Annotated in this window: 17 protein-coding genes; 12 read left to right on the top strand and 5 right to left on the bottom strand. The window is 44.3% G+C overall.

What is annotated here, in order from left to right:
• Positions 1-246 precede the first annotated feature (246 nt).
• Positions 247-1,395 carry a hypothetical protein gene (locus tag VX941_08035; protein ID MEE2933356.1) on the bottom strand — a complete coding sequence of 383 codons (1,149 nt, stop codon included), beginning with the start codon at positions 1,393-1,395 and terminating at the stop codon, positions 247-249.
• 774 nt (positions 1,396-2,169) lie between these two features.
• Here VX941_08035 and VX941_08040 point away from each other — a divergent pair.
• The gene (locus tag VX941_08040) at positions 2,170-3,570 is read left to right on the top strand and encodes an MmgE/PrpD family protein (GenBank protein ID MEE2933357.1); all 1,401 of its coding nucleotides are present in this window, start codon (positions 2,170-2,172) and stop codon (positions 3,568-3,570) included.
• 167 nt (positions 3,571-3,737) lie between these two features.
• Here the strand turns inward: VX941_08040 and VX941_08045 are convergent, their stop codons facing one another.
• The gene (locus VX941_08045) at positions 3,738-4,931 is read right to left on the bottom strand and encodes a CaiB/BaiF CoA-transferase family protein (GenBank protein MEE2933358.1); all 1,194 of its coding nucleotides are present in this window, start codon (positions 4,929-4,931) and stop codon (positions 3,738-3,740) included.
• Between the two features lie 121 nt (positions 4,932-5,052).
• Positions 5,053-6,204 (bottom strand): acyl-CoA dehydrogenase family protein, encoded by a 1,152-nt coding sequence (locus VX941_08050; protein MEE2933359.1) that lies wholly within the window; start codon positions 6,202-6,204, stop codon positions 5,053-5,055.
• Between the two features lie 115 nt (positions 6,205-6,319).
• On the opposite strand from VX941_08050, the gene VX941_08055 reads away from it, so the two are divergent.
• The 6 genes from VX941_08055 to VX941_08080 are packed head-to-tail and all read left to right on the top strand — an operon-like array spanning position 6,320 to position 11,815.
• Positions 6,320-7,198 carry an alpha/beta hydrolase gene (locus VX941_08055; GenBank protein ID MEE2933360.1) on the top strand — a complete coding sequence of 293 codons (879 nt, stop codon included), beginning with the start codon at positions 6,320-6,322 and terminating at the stop codon, positions 7,196-7,198.
• A gap of 5 nt (positions 7,199-7,203) precedes the next feature.
• Entirely contained in the window at positions 7,204-8,079 is an 876-nt protein-coding gene (gene rfbA, locus VX941_08060; protein MEE2933361.1) for a glucose-1-phosphate thymidylyltransferase RfbA, read from the top strand.
• Between the two features lie 3 nt (positions 8,080-8,082).
• Positions 8,083-8,640 carry a dTDP-4-dehydrorhamnose 3,5-epimerase gene (gene rfbC / locus VX941_08065; protein MEE2933362.1) on the top strand — a complete coding sequence of 186 codons (558 nt, stop codon included), beginning with the start codon at positions 8,083-8,085 and terminating at the stop codon, positions 8,638-8,640.
• Complete coding sequence (rfbD, locus tag VX941_08070; GenBank protein MEE2933363.1) at positions 8,637-9,533, top strand: dTDP-4-dehydrorhamnose reductase; 897 nt, start codon at positions 8,637-8,639, stop codon at positions 9,531-9,533. Before rfbC ends, rfbD begins: the two co-directional genes overlap by 4 nt.
• Before the next feature lie 3 nt (positions 9,534-9,536).
• Positions 9,537-10,988, top strand: a complete 1,452-nt coding sequence (locus VX941_08075) for a hypothetical protein (protein MEE2933364.1) — start codon at positions 9,537-9,539, stop codon at positions 10,986-10,988.
• The gene (locus VX941_08080) at positions 10,988-11,815 is read left to right on the top strand and encodes a 2OG-Fe(II) oxygenase (protein MEE2933365.1); all 828 of its coding nucleotides are present in this window, start codon (positions 10,988-10,990) and stop codon (positions 11,813-11,815) included. Before VX941_08075 ends, VX941_08080 begins: the two co-directional genes overlap by 1 nt.
• Before the next feature lie 5 nt (positions 11,816-11,820).
• Here VX941_08080 and VX941_08085 read toward each other — a convergent pair whose 3' ends face one another.
• Entirely contained in the window at positions 11,821-13,413 is a 1,593-nt protein-coding gene (locus VX941_08085) for a bifunctional glycosyltransferase/class I SAM-dependent methyltransferase (protein ID MEE2933366.1), read from the bottom strand.
• A 417-nt stretch (positions 13,414-13,830) separates the two neighbouring features.
• Here VX941_08085 and VX941_08090 point away from each other — a divergent pair, with 417 nt between their 5' ends.
• The 5 genes from VX941_08090 (at position 13,831) to VX941_08110 (ending at position 18,096) form a co-directional block, all read left to right on the top strand.
• Positions 13,831-15,204 carry a biotin carboxylase N-terminal domain-containing protein gene (locus tag VX941_08090; protein ID MEE2933367.1) on the top strand — a complete coding sequence of 458 codons (1,374 nt, stop codon included), beginning with the start codon at positions 13,831-13,833 and terminating at the stop codon, positions 15,202-15,204.
• A gap of 20 nt (positions 15,205-15,224) precedes the next feature.
• On the top strand, positions 15,225-15,449 hold the full coding sequence (locus VX941_08095; GenBank protein ID MEE2933368.1) for a biotin/lipoyl-binding carrier protein: 225 nt from the start codon (positions 15,225-15,227) through the stop codon (positions 15,447-15,449).
• Positions 15,450-15,911: 462 nt separating this feature from the next.
• Positions 15,912-17,207, top strand: a complete 1,296-nt coding sequence (locus VX941_08100; GenBank protein MEE2933369.1) for an MFS transporter — start codon at positions 15,912-15,914, stop codon at positions 17,205-17,207.
• A gap of 63 nt (positions 17,208-17,270) precedes the next feature.
• On the top strand, positions 17,271-17,459 hold the full coding sequence (locus tag VX941_08105) for a hypothetical protein (GenBank protein MEE2933370.1): 189 nt from the start codon (positions 17,271-17,273) through the stop codon (positions 17,457-17,459).
• A gap of 136 nt (positions 17,460-17,595) precedes the next feature.
• The gene (locus tag VX941_08110) at positions 17,596-18,096 is read left to right on the top strand and encodes a hypothetical protein (GenBank protein MEE2933371.1); all 501 of its coding nucleotides are present in this window, start codon (positions 17,596-17,598) and stop codon (positions 18,094-18,096) included.
• Between the two features lie 248 nt (positions 18,097-18,344).
• On the opposite strand, the gene VX941_08115 is transcribed toward VX941_08110, so the two are convergent.
• Positions 18,345-20,243, bottom strand: a complete 1,899-nt coding sequence (locus VX941_08115; protein ID MEE2933372.1) for an ankyrin repeat domain-containing protein — start codon at positions 20,241-20,243, stop codon at positions 18,345-18,347.
• Positions 20,244-20,364: the final 121 nt, after the last annotated feature.

A 20,364-nucleotide genomic window follows, 5' to 3' on the forward strand; every position in this document is an offset into this window, starting at 1 on the left:
TTATTGAAACCAGGAAAGTGGCAAATTCAAATAAGATGACATGATGTTCGACTATTACACGAACTGAGGGGTGTTATTGTGGGTAATTGATACTGTGCAGGCTTTCAATGCCCCAGCATTTAACAAGTGATGATGGAAAGGACGAATTGTAAGTCGTAGCTTCAAAAAGCTACAAAAGATATAGTGCCTCAAAAAGAAAGCGCCCGGAATGACATCCGGGCGCTAACACTACTAACTTTGGTTAATTTAGATCTTTAGATCAAGATTATACCGAGTTTTTAGGTATTTCCTGAAATATGCCTTCTCGCCATTCGTCAGAGAGAAGTTTTGCTTCATAACGGCACCCGCTGCTTCACCAATTGTAACAGCATAGGGTCCGATGATCCGATCTTTTCTTTTGATAAAGTCAGGATCTGCCATTGCCTTTTTGAAAGCTCCACGCCACGCTTTCAATACTGGAGCAGATGTACCGCCTTGTAGCAAGTAGGCTTTGTTGACATTAACCCCAATCTTGGTCAGCTTCATTGTGGCTTCTGCCGCGGCACCCGTGAACTTCTTGCCGGTTGCTGCCTCATAATACTCGAAATATGAGGGTACGTTCGGCCAGACTGCATCACGATTCCATTTTCCGTTCTTATCTTTCCATTTGCCGTTAATGTCTGGCGCGCCAAATGTGAACAATTCAACCGATAATCCTTCATCGCGGAAAGATTTACGATTGTTTAGATACGATAAACAATTATCATACATAAGCGTAAATTCACCACGTTCAAATGCCAGAGCCATCGGGCCATTACCTTTCATGCCCCAAACGTTTTTTAGCTCAATGCCCATTAACGAAAAGGCTGCACGATAATTGATGTCCGTGGAGGTTGGTGTTTTACCGCCCATCACAAGTGCATCTTTAGGCAAAGATGCCATTTTTGCCAACTGAGCTTTCGGGCTTAACCCTTTGAGACCAAGCTCTGGACGGCTATAGATCATGGCACTTCGTGGCAAGAGGGCGATAGGATCCCATTTCATGATATCAAACTTTACCCTTGGATCTTTGAGTACATAGTTCATAACAGTTGAAATAGAAACAGCCATTACCCACGTGCCGTCTTTCTTAGCGCGAGCTTGGAAGTAGTTACCTCCAACTATGCCACCTGCACCCGGCTTGTTGACAACCAGAATTTTGGGTTTTCCTGGCAAATGCCGCTCCAAATATGGCTGTAAGAAACGGGCAAGACTATCCGTGCCACCACCCTCGTTAAAGGGTATAATTACGCGGATGCGCTTTCCCGCGAAGTCGACCGCTTTGGCTTCGTTTGCGGTCGTCACGCCGAGCGAAATGGCAAATGCCGATATGGCAAAAGCGCAAGCCACGCGGCCTGAGAACAATTTCTTGATCATAAAAAGGCCTCCCTTATGAGGTTACAAATTTTCCGGAAGCGATGCCACTCGCTACACGGATTTTAACAAATAAGCGTTCTGTTACAGTTATAACAGCACACTATGATGGGAGATATAGCGGTTTTGTTAAAAAGCCGCTAGTCCTGAATCGCACTCTTTTCAAATAAAAAAAAACTGCAACCAGATGTAGCTGTATGACGCTGTAGCTTGAAAGGTAGATATGCCAATGTTTAAACGTCTGGATTATAACAGTTTTAACAACGAGATGTTAAAAAAACTTACCACAATGCTCAGTAAACTACTGAAATAAGTAAATAAAATCGGGGCAATGCTGAATGTTACCGGATGCCTGCCCAATAATTTGACTTTCTTTTTGTCAGCAGTCAGCTTGTTTTTTTGTCAACTGGATCACATTCCCAAAAAATTTCCTCGGACGAAATAAATACTTTTCTGACGAGGAAAGCTTTGCTTACCGATAGAATATCCTGCCAAATTGCGGAATTATTTTTATTTTCGGCATTGGTGGTATCACACATGATTACTTGCCGAATATATCCAACCTTATCAACACATCGTAGTTTGCCGGCAATTCATCTAAACTTATTCGCGATGTCAAAAAATCCATACCAACTGGTTTTAAGCCACTTGGCAAGTTTATCAATATTTTGATAACACATTGTAAGAGGGCGAACAGAAACGTCTGATTTTTGCACTGCACCTATTTCTTAAACGTGGTGGGTGATACTTTATATCTTTAAGACAGGGGAGAGAAAAATGGCGCAGCACATCGTACGGGACAATCCTTACACGCGTGGGATAGCGAAATTCGTTTCTGGATTACGATATGATGATATACCGAAGAATGTTCGCGATCGCATCAAATTACTGATTCTGGATTCCTTGGGGTGCGCTCTTTATGCTGTAGACTTGGAATGGTCTCAGATATTAATGAAAACACTTGGGCGCTCTGACAGCTCTGAACAGTGTGGTGTGTGGGGAACCAACCAACGTATTTCGGCGCCTCATGCTGCTTTGATCAATGGCACCCTAACCCAAGGGTTTGAGCTCGATGATGTACATCGGCGGGGGATTTTGCATGTGGGCGCGGTTACGCTGCCTGCACTAGTTTCTGTGGTTGAGCTGAAAGGTGCATTAAGCGGAAAAGACTTTCTAACCTCTGCTGTTGCTGGATACGAAATTGGTCCTCGTGTTGGTGTCTGCATGGGTAACGAGCATATCACACAAGGTTGGCACTCTGGAGCTACTGTGGGTGTATTCTCGGCTGCCGCTGGCGCATCATCTGGACTAGGCCTCTCTGAGGATCAAACAGTACATGCACTTGGTGTTGCTGGGACGCAGGCTGCCGGTCTTATGGCCGCACAATTCGGAGGCATGGTAAAACGAATGCACGCAGGTCGTTCTTCTCAAAGTGGTCTTTACGGAGCCCTTCTGGCAGAACAGGGATTCACCGGGATTACTGATGTGCTGGAGAGCGAGTATGGTGGCTTCTGCACCACTTTTTCGCGGTCTCAGGATCGCTTTGACTTAGAACAGTTAAATCATGGATTTGGCGACGTCTGGGAGACGATGGGGATAGCCTTGAAATTTTATTCTTGTGTTGGCACTAATCATACCACGATGGATGCATTGAAAATAATTCGGGAGCGGCGTCCTTTTGAGCCCCATGACGTAAAGGAAATTATTATTCACGGCTCCAAAGTTACCGTCGAGCATGTTGGTTGGGAATATAAGCCGGAGGGAGTAACATCAGCACAGCTAAACCTGCCATTCTGCGTAGCAACGATGCTGATTGAGGGTGACTGTTTTGTTGACCAGTTTAGTGAAGCGATTGTTGCTGATCCAACAAGAATGGAATTTGCAAAAAAAGTTAAGACGTTTGAAGATCCTGAAATAACCGCCAAGGGACCGTCTTACAGACACAGTGTTAATGTTGAGATCCACTTCAATGATGGGTCCGTTGAGAAAGAATCGGTTGAGGCAGCACGCGGCAGTGAAAAACACTTTGCATCTGATTCTGACGTCATAGAAAAATTTGAAAAGCTAGCCTCAAAGAGTTTGGATCAGAAACAAGTTGTTGAGTTACGCGATGTAATTCTTAATATCGAAGACGTTAAAGACGCGGGCACCATTGCGAGGCTTCTTACAGTAACGTAACGTTTTAAGAAGATGATTTTGATATATCGACATTAGATCTTTTCAATGCATTAGCATACCTTTGGAGCTTTGAAGCGTGTTTGTCGCATTGCATGGCAAATGCAGCCTCAACACCAACGGAGATAAACTGCTTGGTGTTTATGAGTTTGAGCCAAAACTTAGTTCATTCACCCTATGATCTTTGATTTCTTAAGTTCCGCAATTTCATTGCTTGTGTAGCCCAAATCTTTGAGTATTTCTGTATTGTGCTGACCGAATGTAGGCGGTGGACTATCTACCCTAGGACCCTCCTCAGCATATTTAAATGCGGCAACGGGCACAGTATACTCACCATCAACTTCCTGGGATCCGTCCTTATAGCAGTGAAAAATATTACGATACTTTACTTGCGGGTCGGAAATCGCCTCCTCGACACTACGTTGGCGTGCAGCAGGAATATGATTTTCCTGAAGAAAGTCTTCCCATTCCTGAGCTGTTTTTGTCGCAATCAATTTTCTGAGTGCCTCAGCTTCTTGGGTTCGATTCTGTCTTCTGTAAGAATCTGATTTGTTAGCCCTCTCTGGCTGGCCAACCAACTCCCAAAATCGCGTATGTTGGCGGTGATTACTTGCTCCCAGAAGTAGCATGTTGTCCTCTGCCATATATTCACTATGGGTAGCCTGCCCTCTGTCGGGTGTTTGATAATCTAATTTTTTGCCGGTTCTAAGAGCGCCAGTGATCTGGGCTCCCATCAAAATGAACGCTGTATCTGTTAGGCAGCCATCGATATATTGACCATTTCCAGTCCGTTCACGTTGAAACAGCGCACTTGCTATTGCAAAGGCCGCAGTAGTCCCTGTTGCAAAATCAATTAGTTGAGGGCCGCACCGCATCGGACCTGTTTCGGAATTACCGGTTATAGACATCATTCCTGAATAACCCTGAATAACTTGATCGTATCCGGTTTGTTGGCCGCGTGGTCCCTCTTGACCCCACGCCGTCAACGAGCAGTAAATGATAGTAGGATTAATCTTTTTAATGTCCTCATACCCAATCCCCAAAGCATTGAGCGCACCGGACCTGTAATTTTCTACGAGTACATCGGCTTCCTTTGCCAATGCTTTTATTATTTCTTGCCCTTTTTTTGTTTTTAGATTGACCGTAAAAGAGCGTTTGTTCGATCCTGTGGTGAGAAAACTTGTGCCCATATTACATTCATTTAATAAATGGTCAGAACCCGAGGTGCGGGCTTGATCTGGGTCTTCCGGATTTTCAACTTTGATTACATCGGCACCAAGTAGGGCAAGTTGATTGGTTGAGAAAGGCCCAGCAAGTACGTGGGTAATATCGATAACCTTAATACCTTTAAAGGGACGACTCATATTCAGGTACTTCCTCTGATAAATGCCTTATGATCCAAAGCCAGAAGGTGTCAAAAGCACTCTTGGATTGTGTTTTTGGTGCTAACGGAGACTTATTGGGGTCGTTGCTAGCGTGGTCGTGCTAATGCGCATTCTTGATCATATCACGAGCAATGATAAGCTGTTGAATTTGCGACGTGCCCTCATACAATCGAAATAAACGGACGTCGCGATAAAAACGTTCGACTTTATATTCTGCAATATAGCCGGCACCCCCATGAATCTGCACAGCACGATCTGCGACGCGGCCAACCATTTCCGTTGCATAATACTTGGCACAAGCGGCTACACGCGCGGTATTTTCGCCTGCATCTCTGCGTCTGCAAGCATCTAAAGTCATAGTCCGTGCTGCATAAAGTTCGGTTTCGCTGTCTGCCAACATTGCCTGTATGAGCTGAAAGTTTGCAATCGGTTTTCCAAACTGCTTACGTTCCATAGCGTAGGCTAGCGAGTCATCGATAAGACGTCTTGCCATGCCGACACAGGCTGCAGCCAGATGCAACCGCCCTCTGTCTAACACCTTCATAGCAGTCTTAAAACCCAAGCCTTCCTCATGCCCAAGTAATTGGGTTGCTGGCACACGGCAATCCTCAAAAATCACATCGGAGGTTAAAGTGCCTTTTTGTCCCATTTTTTTGTCTGTTTTACCCGTAGTCATCCCATCTGTACCAGCCTCCACCAGGATTGCAGAGACGCCACTTGCATTTTTATCACTCGGGTTGGTACGAGCATATACCGTGTATAACCCAGCACGCGGCGCATTGGTAATATAACGTTTAGTTCCATTCAGAACATACTCGTTACCATCAAGAATAGCCGTGGTTTGGACCGCTTTTGCATCGGATCCAGCATTCGGTTCGGTAAGGCAGAAAGACCCTATGATGTCGCCTGCCGCCAATTGAGGTAAATATTTTTGTTTTTGCTCTTCCGTGCCATCCATAACCAGGCCTTGGCTTCCAATTCCTATCGTCGTTCCAAATACCGAGCGAAACGCAGGCGCAGCTTTACCAACCTCGAACATCAATCGCGCCTCCTCTTCCGTGTTGAGGCCAAGCCCTCCATATTCCTCCGGCACCGTCAGCCCGAACAAACCAAGTTCTTTCATCTCATCTATGATATTCTCAGGAACTTCCCCTGTCTCTTCGACTTGGTCTTCGGCTGGCACCCACCGTTCGCGTACTACCCGTGCTATCGTGTCTTCGAGTTGCTGAAATATTCCTGTATCGAGTGTCATAAATTATCCCCTATAAACGACATACATCTTTACTAATTTGCTAGAATTCTCCAAGACACGGAAAACCTTATTCAACATATAAAGTCAAGGGACAGTCTGTCGCTATCAAACCGTAATGTATAAAAACTTTAAAGAAAAATATACTAGCGTTTCAGGAGTAGAGATATTTCTCCGAAACGGCGGAGAGGGTCCCCCCCTATTGCTGCTACATGGTTACCCTCAGAACCATATCATGTGGCATATGGTTGCCCCAAAGCTAGCAAATTATTTTACGTTAATCTGCCCAGATATGCGAGGTTATGGACGTTCAGATAAGCCAGCACGAGTGCAAAACTTTGAAAATTTCTCAAAACGCGTAATGGCTAATGATATGGTGAAAGTCATGGAAACACTTGGCTACAACAAGTTTAGTGTAATTGGTCATGATAGAGGAGGGCGATGCGGCTATCGTTTGGCTTTATATTTTCCCGATAGATTAAAAAAACTTGTTGTGCTTGATATCGTGCCCACGTACGAACAATTAATTCGTTTGAATGCGAGAGGCGCATACGGTGGTTTTCATTGGTATTTTATGGGCCAGGAACCAGGCTTTCCAGAGAAACTAATTGGTGCCAACCCCGAGTTTTATTTTACGTTTTTGTGCAATAAATGGGCCGGCAAGGAAGATCCTTTCACTCCGGAAGCACACGAACAGTGCATTGCTGATTTCAAAAACCCTGAAACTATTCGTGCAACTTGTGATGAATATCGTAATAATGTCCGGGCAGATTTCGAACATGATAAAACTGACAAGGAGTCAGGACATAAAATCTCGTGCCCCACTTCAGTGCTATGGGGCAATCTAGGCAGGCCGGGTAGAAATGAGAGCCCGTTAGAAATATGGCGCGGGTGGGCCGTGGACGTGCAGGGACGGGGGCTCGAATGTGGACATTTTCTAGCTGAAGAATTGCCTGATGAGAGGGCAGCTGAGATAACGTCATTTATGGTGGATTGAAAAATATGGCTCGCAAAGGGATCTTACTCGCCGGAGGTGCAGGCACTAGGCTGTATCCATTAACATTAGCAATCAGCAAGCAACTGATGCCTGTATATGACAAGCCTCTGATCTATTACCCTTTATCAGTTCTGATGTTGGCACGTATTAAAGATGTTTTGATTATCTCGACGCCCGAAGATTTGCCTATTTTTAAGAGATTACTTGGTGACGGAACGGCGCTTGGAATGTGTTTTCAGTATGCGACTCAACGATCACCCGATGGTATCGCACAATCTTTCTGTATAGCTAAAAATTTCCTATCAGGTAGCCCTGCTGCATTAGTTCTTGGTGACAACATCTTTTATGGACAAGGCCTTAGTGCTAGATTGCAGGCTGTAAATGCTAAAGAGATGGGTGCGACAGTATTTGCATATGCGGTCAAGGATGCGAAACGCTACGGCGTGGTTGAGATGAACGAATTTGGACGCGCCATTTCAATTGAAGAAAAACCTGCTCAGCCGAAATCCAATATGGCAGTCACAGGGCTATATTTCTGTGATAATGAGGCAGTTGACATCGCATCGACATTGACCCCCTCTGCAAGAGGTGAACTTGAAATTACAGACTTGTTAAATGATTATATGGCACGAGACGCCCTCAATGTGGAACTGTTGGGGCGCGGCTTCGCATGGCTTGATACCGGCACACATGACTCGCTTCTTGACGCGTCAACTTACGTCGCTGCTATCGAGCGCCGACAAGACCAAAAGATCTCTTGTTTGGAGGAAATTGCTTGGCGGAATAAATGGATTAGTGACCAGGAGCTGTTAGCGTTAGCACAACCATTTTCTAAATGTGCATATGGTGTCTATTTAAAATCCTTAATTCAGCGAGGTTAGGGGATGGATGTCTCCAAGACAGCACTGCCAGAGGTTTTGCTGATAAAACCCAAGAAATTTGATGATAATAGAGGATATTTCTACGAGAGTTGGAACCAGGATCGATATGCTGGGTACGGTATACCCGGCGATTTCGCACAAGATAATGTTTCGCTATCAACAAAAGGCACGCTGCGCGGACTTCACTATCAGGCACCAATGGCTCAAGGCAAATTAGTCTCGGTGCTAGTTGGACGAGTTTTTGACGTTGCAGTAGATTTGCGGCGTGGAAGTCCTAGGTTTGGTAGTTGGGTTGGTATTGAGCTCAGTGGTGAGACGCGTGAGCAACTATGGATTCCAGAGGGTTTCGCACACGGTTTTTGTGTGATAAGTGAACGAGCCGAATTTTTTTACAAATGTACGGCCCCCTATAATCCTGCGACTGAGCATACCATCCGATACAATGACCCAGAGATTGGAATCAAGTGGCCCGTAGAAGTGCCGGTCTTGTCTGAAAAGGACAAAAACGCTTGTTCCTTGGCTGATGCGACCACGCTGCCAATGTTCGACAGTAAGCCATGAGAGTTTTGCTGACTGGTAGACACGGGCAAATAGGCAGCCATTTAGGCCACCTTTTGCTGAATGTATGTGAGTGCAAGTTGGTAAGCCGAGAAGAGTTCGATCTTAAAAAGCCATCAAATCTGAGGGCTGCCTTAACAAGATTTAAGCCAGATCTAATAGTTAATACAGCTGCGTACACTGATGTTGACGGCGCAGAGAAAAATAGAGAGCATGCATTTGCCGTGAATGCATTGGCGCCTGGGGTCATGGCCAATTGGTGTGCGACTAATAATGCTGCCATGATACATTTTTCAACCGACTATGTTTATGACGGCAGCGGAAAGAGCCCTCACTTTGAAGATGCTGAGCCACGGCCCGTGAATGTCTATGGGGAGAGCAAGCTAGCTGGTGATCGAGCGATCGCTAGTAGTGGCATTCCGCACTTGATTTTGAGAACGAGCTGGGTCTACAGCGCTTCGGGGAACAATTTCTTTGTAACGATGTTAAGGCTTGGGGCGGCGCAGGAAAAATTATCGGTTGTTTCAGATCAAATCGGTGCCCCAACATCTGCAGAGTTAGTCGCTTCATCAACAGCCAGCATTATCAAACAAATACATGAATTTGGAATAAGAGAAATTTTTGAAAAGGCAAACTTGGTTCATTGTACTGCGTCCGGCCAGACAAGTTGGCATGGCTTTTCAGAGGCTATATTTTCAGGAGCGCGGCTGCGTGGGGCGCAGCTACGAGTTAAAGAGGTGAGACCGGTATCGTCCGTCGAGTATCCAACACTGGCAACCAGACCTGCTAATAGTCGACTGTCATTAAAACGTCTCAAAGACAGCTATTCTATTGAAACGCCTGATTGGCGTGACGAACTTGACAATGTTCTCGATAAAAAATTCGGTGTGAGGTGACGAATGGCGGGTTTGGCCACAGTATTTCAAAAGTTTAATGTTTGCGTCGGCTCACTGCCTTGGCCATTTTGGGCTGTTTCCGGCACATATTTCCTTTGTAATGTAGTAATTGCTGTTTTCGCAGAGCCGGGCGCTAGTTTAGCTCAAGGAGGTGATGCAAATTCTTATTGGGATCCGGCAATAGCATTTCTGAAGTATGGCGATTTTGTTGAGCTTAACAATCCCGCGGAACCGAATCTGTATCGCACACCGCTCTATCCATTAATGATCTCGGTGCTTGTATTTTTATTCGGAGAGTCCCCAGGGGCCGTTGTTAGTTTGCAGGTAATTTTGCTTTTTGGTGTTGGGGTTCTATTTAGGATCATTGTCAGTGACTGGCTGTCGGGCTGGGAGGATGTTGGGTTGGCGCTGGTTATCTTAAATCCTAATCTTCTTGGCACAGCCCATTTAATTCAAAGTGAAACACTTTTCCTTTTTTTTATAACGATCGGGTTCTGGTCGTTACTTCGAATTGTCCGTAAAGATTTTAGATGGCAGAATGCTGTTATTATCGGGATTGCATTGGCTTTAGCATGCCTAGTAAAACCCACATCACAATTTCTTGTCATCGCTCTCCCAATTTCTTTGCCAATAATCGCTTTATTAGCTGGTGCTAAATCTTCTTTTTGGAGATTATTTATTCAAGGAATTACGGCCAGTTTGGTAGCAATAGCGATAATGGTACCATGGGCTATGAAGCTTTCTGCTGCAGGCAATGGTTATTCACTATCAGAGCACGAGATTAGATATCGTTTTTTATGGGACCAAGTGGTCATGCTAGAGGCAAATATGCACGGGGTTAGCTATCATGAGGCAGAAAAACGCATTACCGCCCCGGGGTCTTTTCATGCAAAAGTGATAGCCGCTCAAGGTGAGGGCTGGGACATGTTGAGTGGTGTGGAGAAATTCGCAGTCTTAGAGAGACATGGTTATGAAGCTATTTTGTCATATCCTGCCGAAATAATTGCAAAAGTAACAGCTCGATCTATCATTCAATTTATGTTTTCAGGGGGTGCCGGAAATTTCCACAATATTCTGGGAATCGATACCGCACGGTTAAATCGCGTCTGGTTTAAAACATCTCAACAAAACGTGAGAGCCATGCTAGTTACATTTTTTGGTGAGGCGCCGATGGCTGCTCTAAGTTTGAGTTTCTTGGCGCTTTTTTTTGCCTTTCTTACACGATGTATTGGCCTTGTCGGGATCTGTGCGATGTGGCGCCGCGGCCATTATGCCTTAATGTTCACTCTTTTAGCATTCATCGGTTATTTCGTCGCAGTACACCTATTTCATGGCAATTCTCGTTATAGAATTCCAACAGAACCGGCTATGATGTTGTTTGCTTTGTATGGTTTTCAATTCGTTTGGGCAAAATTTTGCGACTGGCGGCGTAAAAAGCTTAGGGATAAAGTGTAATGGCAGTCCTTGATTATAAAAACTTGGCAGCGCGGTTACCCTCTGACATGGTGACTTTTCGGAATTCAGATCCTTTCCCATATATAGTTATCGACAATTTCTTGGAAAATAAGAGCGCGGAACTTTTATTAAAGGAGTTTGGTCAGACACCAAGCGACGGTGGCTCTTGGAATCAATATACTCATTTTAATGAGCGTAAATCGGGCCTTACTCGGATGGATGCAATGGGTGAGATTACGCGCAGTGTTATTGATGAATTGTCATCTCAAGAATTTATTAGTTGGTTAAGTGAACTTTCAGGCATTGAGGGTCTCATGCCCGATCCCGACCTAGATGGAGGCGGCCTGCATGAGATAAAGGCCGGGGGCTTCCTTAATATCCATACGGACTTTTTATCTCACACAGAGCGTCCTAATTGGCGTAGACAGCTCAATTTACTTCTTTACCTTAACAAGGGTTGGCAGCGTGAGTGGAATGGTGATCTAGAATTGTGGGGTGAGGGCATGGAGTTTCAGGCTGCATCCATTGAGCCAATGTTTAATAGATGCGTAATATTTCATACAACAGAAAAAAGTTTTCATGGACATCCTGTTCCTTTGGAGTGCCCAGAATATGCCTCACGAAAATCGTTAGCACTCTATTATTTCAGTGATGCCGGTGTGCCATTGAAGTTAAAACCGACTTACTATAAGGCAAAGCCCGACGAATCTGTCACAAAGCATGTGTTGGTCGCATTGGACCGCTGGCTCGTGAGGGCATATTCTTTTCTCAAAAGATATACCCCTCTGAATGACAGTATCGTCAGTAAGTTTACACGAAAAAAATAATATTATTAGCGTTCTTTGTTGTTTCGCGTGTTACTTTCATTTGAACGCTTTGCTGATTGAACTATCGCATCTTTGAGTAAAAAAGGTAATGACGTACTTGGCCGAAATACATAAAACATTTGATATGAAAATGCATTGCGCCAAACCTTTATCAATGCTTTATTAAAAGCAAAGAGTGCTTTGCTGGTAACAGTGTCTCCTAAAACCATTGGAAATGGTGCCGGCACGCCCTCGCATTTGACCAATTCAAATCCCCCTTGCTCAAATAAACGCTTTAACGTTGCAAACGTAAAAAGTCTTGTATGGGTTATGTCTAGGATCCCGCGTTTGCCATAGTTAAATTGTCCAAAAAGGTGCATTACACGCGCAACTATAAAACTCACATTACCACTGGATACTAATATTCGAACGCCTGGCGCCATTTCTGAGGCAGCACGCAACTGATCGACGAAATTTTCAGGCGCTAACAGGTGTTCTATGACGTCTAACATCAGCACGTAGTCGTAGCCCTCAAGAGTTACAGGCAGTGTGTCTTGGTTGAGATCGTGTTCGATGAACTGTTGAAACTTAATCTCTTCAGTCGGAGTGAAGGCATCTATGCCTGTAACGTCATTACCTGATTTGGTAAGTGCATTCGCGATATAACCCCCTGCACAGCCGAGATCGAGCACGCGTTTTTTACTTCCCACTATTTCTAAAGCAATACTATGTGGACTTCTAAAGTCTAGTTTTGGTAGGTAGTGAGAAGTGCCGGGCGTGCTGCTACTGCAGTCAAATCGTCGATCATAAAAAATGCTAAGCTGTTGAGCTTTAGCTTTTAGAACCGTCATAGTTACATCCCAAGCATATTTCAGTCCGTTAACGTGGCAAATTTCGTCACCGTAATAGGTAGGAATTTCTATTTCTTTGATCCTAAGTTGAGCGATTACAAATTGAACTATTATTTCACTGTCGAAGTGAAAGTCTTTTGTGTTCAAGTCGAATGGAATTTTCTGCAATGCTGCGACTGAGTAAAGTCGATAACCTGAGTGAAATTCAGTGAAATGGGTGCGAAGCATTTTATTTTCGAACCAGCTGAGAATCTTATTCCCAACGAATTTGTATTTAGGCATGCCCCCTTTTAATGCAGCACCTTTTTTCATCATTCGGCTTCCAAAAACCGCATCGGCTTTACCTTCTTTAAGTGGTCGAGCAAGATCTGGCAGACACTCAGGTGCGTACTGACCATCTCCATGTAAAAGTGCGACAAAGTCGAACATCTTTTCGATGGCAAAGTGATAACCGATTTTCTGGTTGCCTCCGTAACCTTGATTTACCGGATTAAAAAGCACGTGGAGTGTGAACGGAAAGTCCCCCTTCTTCTGAATTTCTTTGCCGCGCTCGAAGGTCCCATCATCGCTTGCATCATCGATGATAAGCACTTCGACTGTAAACTCGTTAGCAAGCGTTTCCGGAATACGTGTAAGGACGTCTTCTATCGTCTTCTCCGCATTGTACGCCACAATGAAGATCAATAATCTTGGCTTATGCCCCTCAGGACTCTTTTTTTCAGCAACCGATTTTTTCACAGGAAACTCACTATTGATAGGCAATATCATGCGAAATAATAGCCTCTGACCTCTCTCATCGCTAGCCTTTAACAGGCCTATTAGCCCGATACGATGCCCACTCTACTTAAGTGGTGATGTATTTTGCAATTTGCCTATAATTCATAACTTTCCGCCCTAAGAATATCGACCCACCTAGAAATGAGAAGGGATTGAACAGAGAGACAGTGTTAAGTTCAGTCTTCGCATTACAACTAACACTGGCTTAATTGTTTGGGCAACCGATACAAATCACAAACTATCTAAGACAATTAGGGCCTTTCTTGCCAATTATGCAATAACATGAGTTTGATACAATTGTTTGTAATTAAGTCACTTGCCATGTGGCGCAGCACGCCATAAAACCCAAGACATAACTTGGTGTGGTTGAGAATACCAAAAAGATGCTTGACCTCTGAGTATTGAGAAATGTCAGTTTTTACTATGGAGCGGAATTCAAAAGTGGCCATGTTTGAGAAAATCTTGATAGCGAATCGAGGTGCCATTGCATCACGCATACTTCGCACCCTCAAGAAACTTGGTGTTGGATCGGTGGTCGTCTATTCAGAAGCCGACGCTAGAGCGCCCTACGTGGTGGAAGCCGACGAGGCTTTTGCAGTTGGGCCAGCCCATCCAAAAGAAAGTTATCTTAACCAAAAAGCGATCGGTGATGTAATTTGCAGAAGCGGCGCCGATGGGGTTCACCCAGGGTATGGTTTTCTTGCTGAAAACCCCGATTTTTGTGATTGCGTTGAAAAAGCAGGTGCTACCTTTATTGGCCCCTCGTCACGATGGATTACGGCTATGGGGCACAAGACCAAAGCGCGGGAGTTGATGGCCAAGCATGGTATGCAAGTAGGCAGCGGGTCAGGATTATTAACAGATGATGTAGCAATGATTAATGAGGCAAACCGAATAGGTTACCCGGTATTAATCAAGCCGGCTGCGGGAGGCGGCGGTATTGGCATGTTGCCGGCGCACGATGAGTCTCAAATGCTGAAGGCTGCAAGCCGTGCGCGATCAATGGCTGAACGTGGGTTTGGCAATGGTGATATTTACATCGAGAAACTTGTTGAAAAACCTAGGCACGTAGAATTTCAGGTTCTTGGTGATGCATATGGCAATGTTCGCCACATTTTTGAAAGAGATTGCTCCATACAACGCCGGCACCAAAAAATCATAGAGGAGGCGCCAGCGCCCGGTGTAATGCGCGGCGTTATCTTGGACAGGGCTAGCAGTATTGTATCTACTCTCAAAGCGTTGCCTTATGACAATATAGGCACTGTTGAAATGCTAATGGACCAAGACAAGAATTTCAGCTTTTTAGAGATGAATACAAGGCTGCAAGTGGAGCACGGGGTGAGTGAAGAAATTACTGGCATTGATCTCGTTGCTGCGCAAATTCGTTCCGCTGCAGGTGAGTCCGTTGAGGATATAGTTCCGCCAGACATTTCGGTTTCTGGACATTCAATCCAAGCAAGGGTGTATGCTGAGGATCCTCAAAAATTTTTCCCATCTCCAGGACATCTTGAAAAATATCGGCCGCCTAAGGAGGACGGTGTGCGTGTGGAGACCGGCTTTGTTGAAGGTATGGACGTAACTCCTTATTATGACCCTTTGCTTGCTAAGGTTATAGCTCGTGGAAATAATCGCGAGGAGGTTACGCAAATTCTAATATGCGCATTGGAAAGATTTCAAATTGAAGGCATAAAGTGTAATATCCCGGCACTGGTGAAAATACTTCGATCTGAAGAATTCCAATCGGGCGATGTTCACACTGGCCTCGTAAATGAGGTTATTTAAGAATAGGGAGACTTAGGAATATGGCGACGGAAAATATTGAATCTGAAGTGACAGGTACCGTTTGGAAGATTGAATGCAAAGTAGGCGATGAGGTTGTTGATGGTGACACGTTAATGATACTTGAGTCTATGAAGATGGAAATACCAGTAATCTGTCCCGAGGATGGGACGATCACTGAAATTAAGGTACAGGAAGAAGATCCTGTTGCTGAGGGAGATACTGTAGTTGTTCTTGAAGTTCAGTGAGCTGACAAAGCATCGTACTATATCCTAACACTATTACGATTGAATGTTTTTAAAAATGAGGTCGCCTGTAGGTTAGGATGGATGCGTTATCCTAGGCGATATTTTATTTTTCAGGTTTTAAAAGAGTCCTTTTGAATAGTAATACCAATAGGGGTTTACAATTTGTGTGTATTCAAAAAATGACTATCCTTATTCTGCCGTAGCTTCCTAACGGTTAAATGAGTAAACATAAAGCACAAAAGATCAACAAGACATGCTGCATGTTATAAAAAAGAATATACGATCAGGAATATGAGCTAGGCATGTGGAGGCTGTAGCTCGGTGTTCCCTAGGCCAAGTCAAAAGGAATTCGGGTCAAATAACAGATTATTAATGATTATTTATGTAACCATAAGTTTCGATTTTTTATTTTGAGATGGTTATTTATCAAAAGCAAGCTATCCGATTATTCGGAAGTTTCTTATGCGCAGCCTTGAAATACTAGTTCGCCGTATTCCCTTTTTTTACGGTTGGGTAATTGTTGGGTGTGCAATGTGTGCCAACTTTTCTCGGCAGGGCGCAGCCGTCGCCACTCTCTCGATTTTCGCAGTACCTATGACAGAAGAATTCGATTGGTCCAGAACGGCATTCTCCGGTGCTGTGTCTTTAGGGGGGCTATTGGGTGCTCTTATATCGCCAAAGGTTGGGGTGTTTGTAGATCGAAGGGGTTCTGGACAAGTCCTTGCTATTGGCACCTTATTAATTGGAGTAAGCGCGGCAGCACTCTCGCAGACTAATTCATTAATCTGGTTTTATGTCGCATTCTGTCTTGGGCGTATGTCTTTTTCCGGACCTTTTGAGATTGCCGTCACGAGCGCTGTAGCCAATTGGTTCATCGTGTCACGAGGACGAGCCATGTCCTTGGCGGCCCTCGCTCACAGTATAGGCCTTACTTTACTGCCAATTATTTCTTTTGCCGTTATAGCAATGTGGAATTGGCGGATCGGGTGGCTCGCCGTGGCTACTGTAGTGCTGCTCGTGGGTATTTTGCCCAATATATTTTTGATGGTTCATCGACCTGAGGATGTAGGCCTTCGGCCGTTTTCCAGTCGTAAATCTTCCAAAAAAAACCAAAATACATTGGATAAGTCTTTAGAAGGAACGGAACATAGCTTCACGCGACGCGAGGCTTCAAGGACACGAACATTTTGGGTTCTCGTTATTTTTTCTGTTTTTATATACCCTGTACAAGCGGGTGTGAGTTTGCACCAAGCCCCCCATCTCATTGAACGAGGAATATCGCTCGGGGTAGCCGCAACAGCTGTGAGCAGCTTCTCATTTATGAGTGCCATAGGCGGATTAGTATTTGGCCAACTTGAGCTAAAGTTTGGTGCCCGGAAGAGCTTGTCTGTTGCTGCAGCGTTAATGGCGATAGGAACTATTTTAATGATACTCGTTGTCGATAATTTGACAGCATACATTTCAGCGATGGTTTTTGGTGCAGGCATTGGTGGGCTTATGACATTGTTGCCGGTTGCTTGGGCTGATAGCTTCGGGCGTCAGCATATAGGATCCATTAGAGGCATTACGGTTCCTTTACAGACCCTGGCGCAGGCCTCCGGTCCTCTTATTTCAGGGTCGTTATATGACTTAACTGGTGGATATGATGCGGCGCTCAGGTTATTTTGTGTATGCAGCTTAATAGCCATGGTAATGGCACCTTTCGCTGTAAAACCAGAAGTTAGGATGAAAAAGACGTTTAGACAGGTCAGAAAATGAAATCGTGTGAAATAACTTTTTATCCTCAATCAAGTTTTAATGTATCAACAAGGATATAATCTCATGGCCAGTGAAAAAAAAATAAATATGAATTTTGAAGTTACCGAAGAGATGAAAGAATTTCTGGAAAAAATGGTTAAAGAATACGATTTGCCTGATATTTCCAAAGCTCTCAGATGCCTTTTAGATTTTGCGCAAGAGGACGGTGACTTGGAAGAAATTTTTGAGGAAATTCGTTGCAGAAGATGCTGACCGTGCTCAGGGAAAGTGACGGGCATGATGCCTCACATAAACTATTACAATCCAGAAGGTTTGTTTGCATTCTTAGATCTAATTGAGCATGCGATAGCATGATTATTTTGCGATCATTTTGAAAGTGCTGAGGATAATGAGATTACAAACCATTGGAATTTTGGCACTTGCGGGATTGATGTCATCGTGCGCCTCACTTATCGAAGGAACCGATCAAGTTGTTAATTTCAGTATCTCCCCAAAGACAGGCATTTGCACGATCAAGCAAAAAGGTAAAGCGCTAGGTACGCTCAAAAACGGAGGTGGGTCGATACGAGTTTTGAAAAGTTTTACGGAACTTACTGCAGATTGCAATGCGCCGGGCATGGTGCGCGAAAAATTTAAATTTGCTTCTTCGCCGTCTAGCTGGGGCCTAGCAGGCTGTCTCCTTGATTTTTGTATCGTAGACCACACCACAGGAGCGTTTTATAAATATCAAGAGGAAGTTGCGATTAAGCTTCGAAACATTGACCTGCCCCTTCCTTCGGTAAAGCCAAAGCTTGCAGAAAAAGCCTTTAAAAAGCGCAAAGAACTAGTACTGCCTGCAACCAATCGTGGCGGCAGTCCTCAAGCAACACTCACATTTGGTCCCGTCTAGTGATTCGTTGACCAAGGCCCTTCGAGTTTGGAAAACGGTACATTCTCGCGTGCGAGCATATTGGGGATCAAATCCACGGAGTGATTTTTTTGAAATGCCCGAGCATGTATCCCTCACGAGAATTCGATGGCAACAACACTGGGGCTTATTTGAGTATGTGGCACGTAACGGTAACCGAGGGACCGTATGGATTGCATTAAATGAGGTTGAACCGACTGACAGCCGCTAACTTGTTGAGAACTAATTCGCTAGCTAACTCGAAAAGGATTTCCAATAATAATTTTGTAATGTCCCTCCTTGTCCCGATCACCTTGTAATTTCAGGTATATAAATACGGGTCGACGCTTATCATCGTCGGACCAATAGGCAATGTATTGTCCTGCATTCACGTTAGGGTTGAGCGCCTTCCAAAACGACATGGTCTTTGGAACCTGCCGGCTTGCGACACCAATATGATCACGCGGAAGTCGCACTTTTATAGACTTCAGCACCTGTTCAAAACGTCTTCTTGCCTCTATCCCGTTAGGGGTCTCATCTCTTAACGGCTTACTTTTTATTTTTATTGCAACTAGCCTATTCCTTGCTTGGCTATCAAATTGTGCTTCTATATTTGCTATATCGCGTAACCATCCATTAGACTTGACGGTGCAAATTAGATACCGGAGGTCAACTTTTTGGCATTTTTTCGCCTTATGGCGTACCGAGTCGACATTATCAAACCAAGAGAATCCCAGCATGATCTCGTCATATTTTTGTGCCTCTGCGCGGAATACAAGAAGTTCATGAAGCCGTTTATCGCCGTGCATTGCGGCGAATTCAGCCGCTGTCATACCCATTTTGGTCTGGGCGGAAGGGTTTGCCCCATGCGTTAGCATTAAAGTTACCAATTTTCTGTCGCCCATGAATGCTGCACGCATAAGTACGGTCAGTCCATCGTAAAAAGTATTTATTTTACTACCATTCTTGACGAGAAAATTCGCAATTATTCGCATATCTGGTTGCTCATAATTACTAACAGCTTGATGAAAAAGCTTTGTGCTTGGCACCATTCCAGCATTCATCAATCCTAACGCAATTCCATACTTACCTGAAAGTAATGAATGATCAACGGCTGAACGGTACCCTGTTGCGAATTTATCGCTTATGAACCTGGTTACTGTATCTAACTGAACGAGTTCTGGTCTATTGAGTAATAGATGCTGTATGCGTTTGAGGTTGTTAGCTTCAATGGCATCAAATAACTCCTGTTCAAAGATTTCAAGGTCCTGTGGTATTTTGGTTTCTACACTTTTAGATTTAAATGACGTTAGTCTGATCGTGTTTGAGTCTGGTTTTTCACGATTAGGTAGAGAACGTTTTTTTGAGTCGCCATTGTCATCTTGTTTCAAGTCAGAGACATTGGTTGATAGATCCTGCTTTTTAACAACAAAAGTACTTTTTATGTATGCATACACTTCCTCGAGATTATCCTTGGTGAGGCCCGAAAGAGATGCGCCGTATACCACAACTACCAAAGCTATGACTAATGATCCTAATATCGCAAAATATTTCCGGAATAAATTCTGTTCTGGTTCGATCAATTGATCCTTAGGGTGTTGCGAATGTCTTTGAAAAAAAACCCGGCTTTCTTTATTTTGGCACGACACTTCCTCAGATGATTGTGAAAATTCTTTTGCTTTAGATTGGGCCAGAAACGAAGGACCATCTGTGTTTGGTGACCCGAATGGGTGAGCAGTTTTGGGGACTGTGCTTTCGTCGGGAGTTTTGGGCGCCTTCAGGTCTAACTGAATGTCAGACAACTCATTTGTAGCGAGTTGCTCAGAGCCGTTCGATTCAATAAATGCATCTGACGAAAGTTCCTGCGTCTCGGGCGCTCCTTCTTTTATTTTTTCGTGCAACCCAGACCTGATTCCTTGGCTGGCGCAGCTCAAAATTTCTCCGTTCCGAACAACTGCGAGTTCAGTGTATATCGTCTCACCATCATCGGCGGGAAAGCTCGCTTTGTTTAGGCGGAGCTCTTGGTAGTTATTACTGCGGATTAAAACGTTAATATGCGTAAGTACATCATTTCGATTATTGCAACTATGAAGATTATGCCACTCCTTGTCGCGAAAGCCCTGGATCCAATAAAAATGACTAATAAACAAAGTGTTTGAAGCCTCCCCGTGACGAGCAACGATCAAAAATCTGCGTACTGGGTACCTTTTACGCGCTTTGCAACATGGTGACCCTTACTTGAGCAATACAATATATAGCAAAAAAAAAAAA

The sequence above is a fragment of the Pseudomonadota bacterium genome (assembly GCA_036339585.1).
Taxonomy (GTDB): Bacteria; Pseudomonadota; Alphaproteobacteria; order UBA8366; family UBA8366; genus UBA8366.

Coding starts and splice junctions, on each gene's coding strand:
- VX941_08035 (MEE2933356.1), bottom strand. CDS start 1,395: ATGATCAAGAAATTGTTCTCAGGCCGCGTGGCTTGCGCTTTTGCCATA.
- VX941_08040 (MEE2933357.1), top strand. CDS start 2,170: ATGGCGCAGCACATCGTACGGGACAATCCTTACACGCGTGGGATAGCG.
- VX941_08045 (MEE2933358.1), bottom strand. CDS start 4,931: ATGAGTCGTCCCTTTAAAGGTATTAAGGTTATCGATATTACCCACGTA.
- VX941_08050 (MEE2933359.1), bottom strand. CDS start 6,204: ATGACACTCGATACAGGAATATTTCAGCAACTCGAAGACACGATAGCA.
- VX941_08055 (MEE2933360.1), top strand. CDS start 6,320: ATGTATAAAAACTTTAAAGAAAAATATACTAGCGTTTCAGGAGTAGAG.
- rfbA (MEE2933361.1), top strand. CDS start 7,204: ATGGCTCGCAAAGGGATCTTACTCGCCGGAGGTGCAGGCACTAGGCTG.
- rfbC (MEE2933362.1), top strand. CDS start 8,083: ATGGATGTCTCCAAGACAGCACTGCCAGAGGTTTTGCTGATAAAACCC.
- rfbD (MEE2933363.1), top strand. CDS start 8,637: ATGAGAGTTTTGCTGACTGGTAGACACGGGCAAATAGGCAGCCATTTA.
- VX941_08075 (MEE2933364.1), top strand. CDS start 9,537: ATGGCGGGTTTGGCCACAGTATTTCAAAAGTTTAATGTTTGCGTCGGC.
- VX941_08080 (MEE2933365.1), top strand. CDS start 10,988: ATGGCAGTCCTTGATTATAAAAACTTGGCAGCGCGGTTACCCTCTGAC.
- VX941_08085 (MEE2933366.1), bottom strand. CDS start 13,413: ATGATATTGCCTATCAATAGTGAGTTTCCTGTGAAAAAATCGGTTGCT.
- VX941_08090 (MEE2933367.1), top strand. CDS start 13,831: ATGTCAGTTTTTACTATGGAGCGGAATTCAAAAGTGGCCATGTTTGAG.
- VX941_08095 (MEE2933368.1), top strand. CDS start 15,225: ATGGCGACGGAAAATATTGAATCTGAAGTGACAGGTACCGTTTGGAAG.
- VX941_08100 (MEE2933369.1), top strand. CDS start 15,912: ATGCGCAGCCTTGAAATACTAGTTCGCCGTATTCCCTTTTTTTACGGT.
- VX941_08105 (MEE2933370.1), top strand. CDS start 17,271: ATGGCCAGTGAAAAAAAAATAAATATGAATTTTGAAGTTACCGAAGAG.
- VX941_08110 (MEE2933371.1), top strand. CDS start 17,596: ATGAGATTACAAACCATTGGAATTTTGGCACTTGCGGGATTGATGTCA.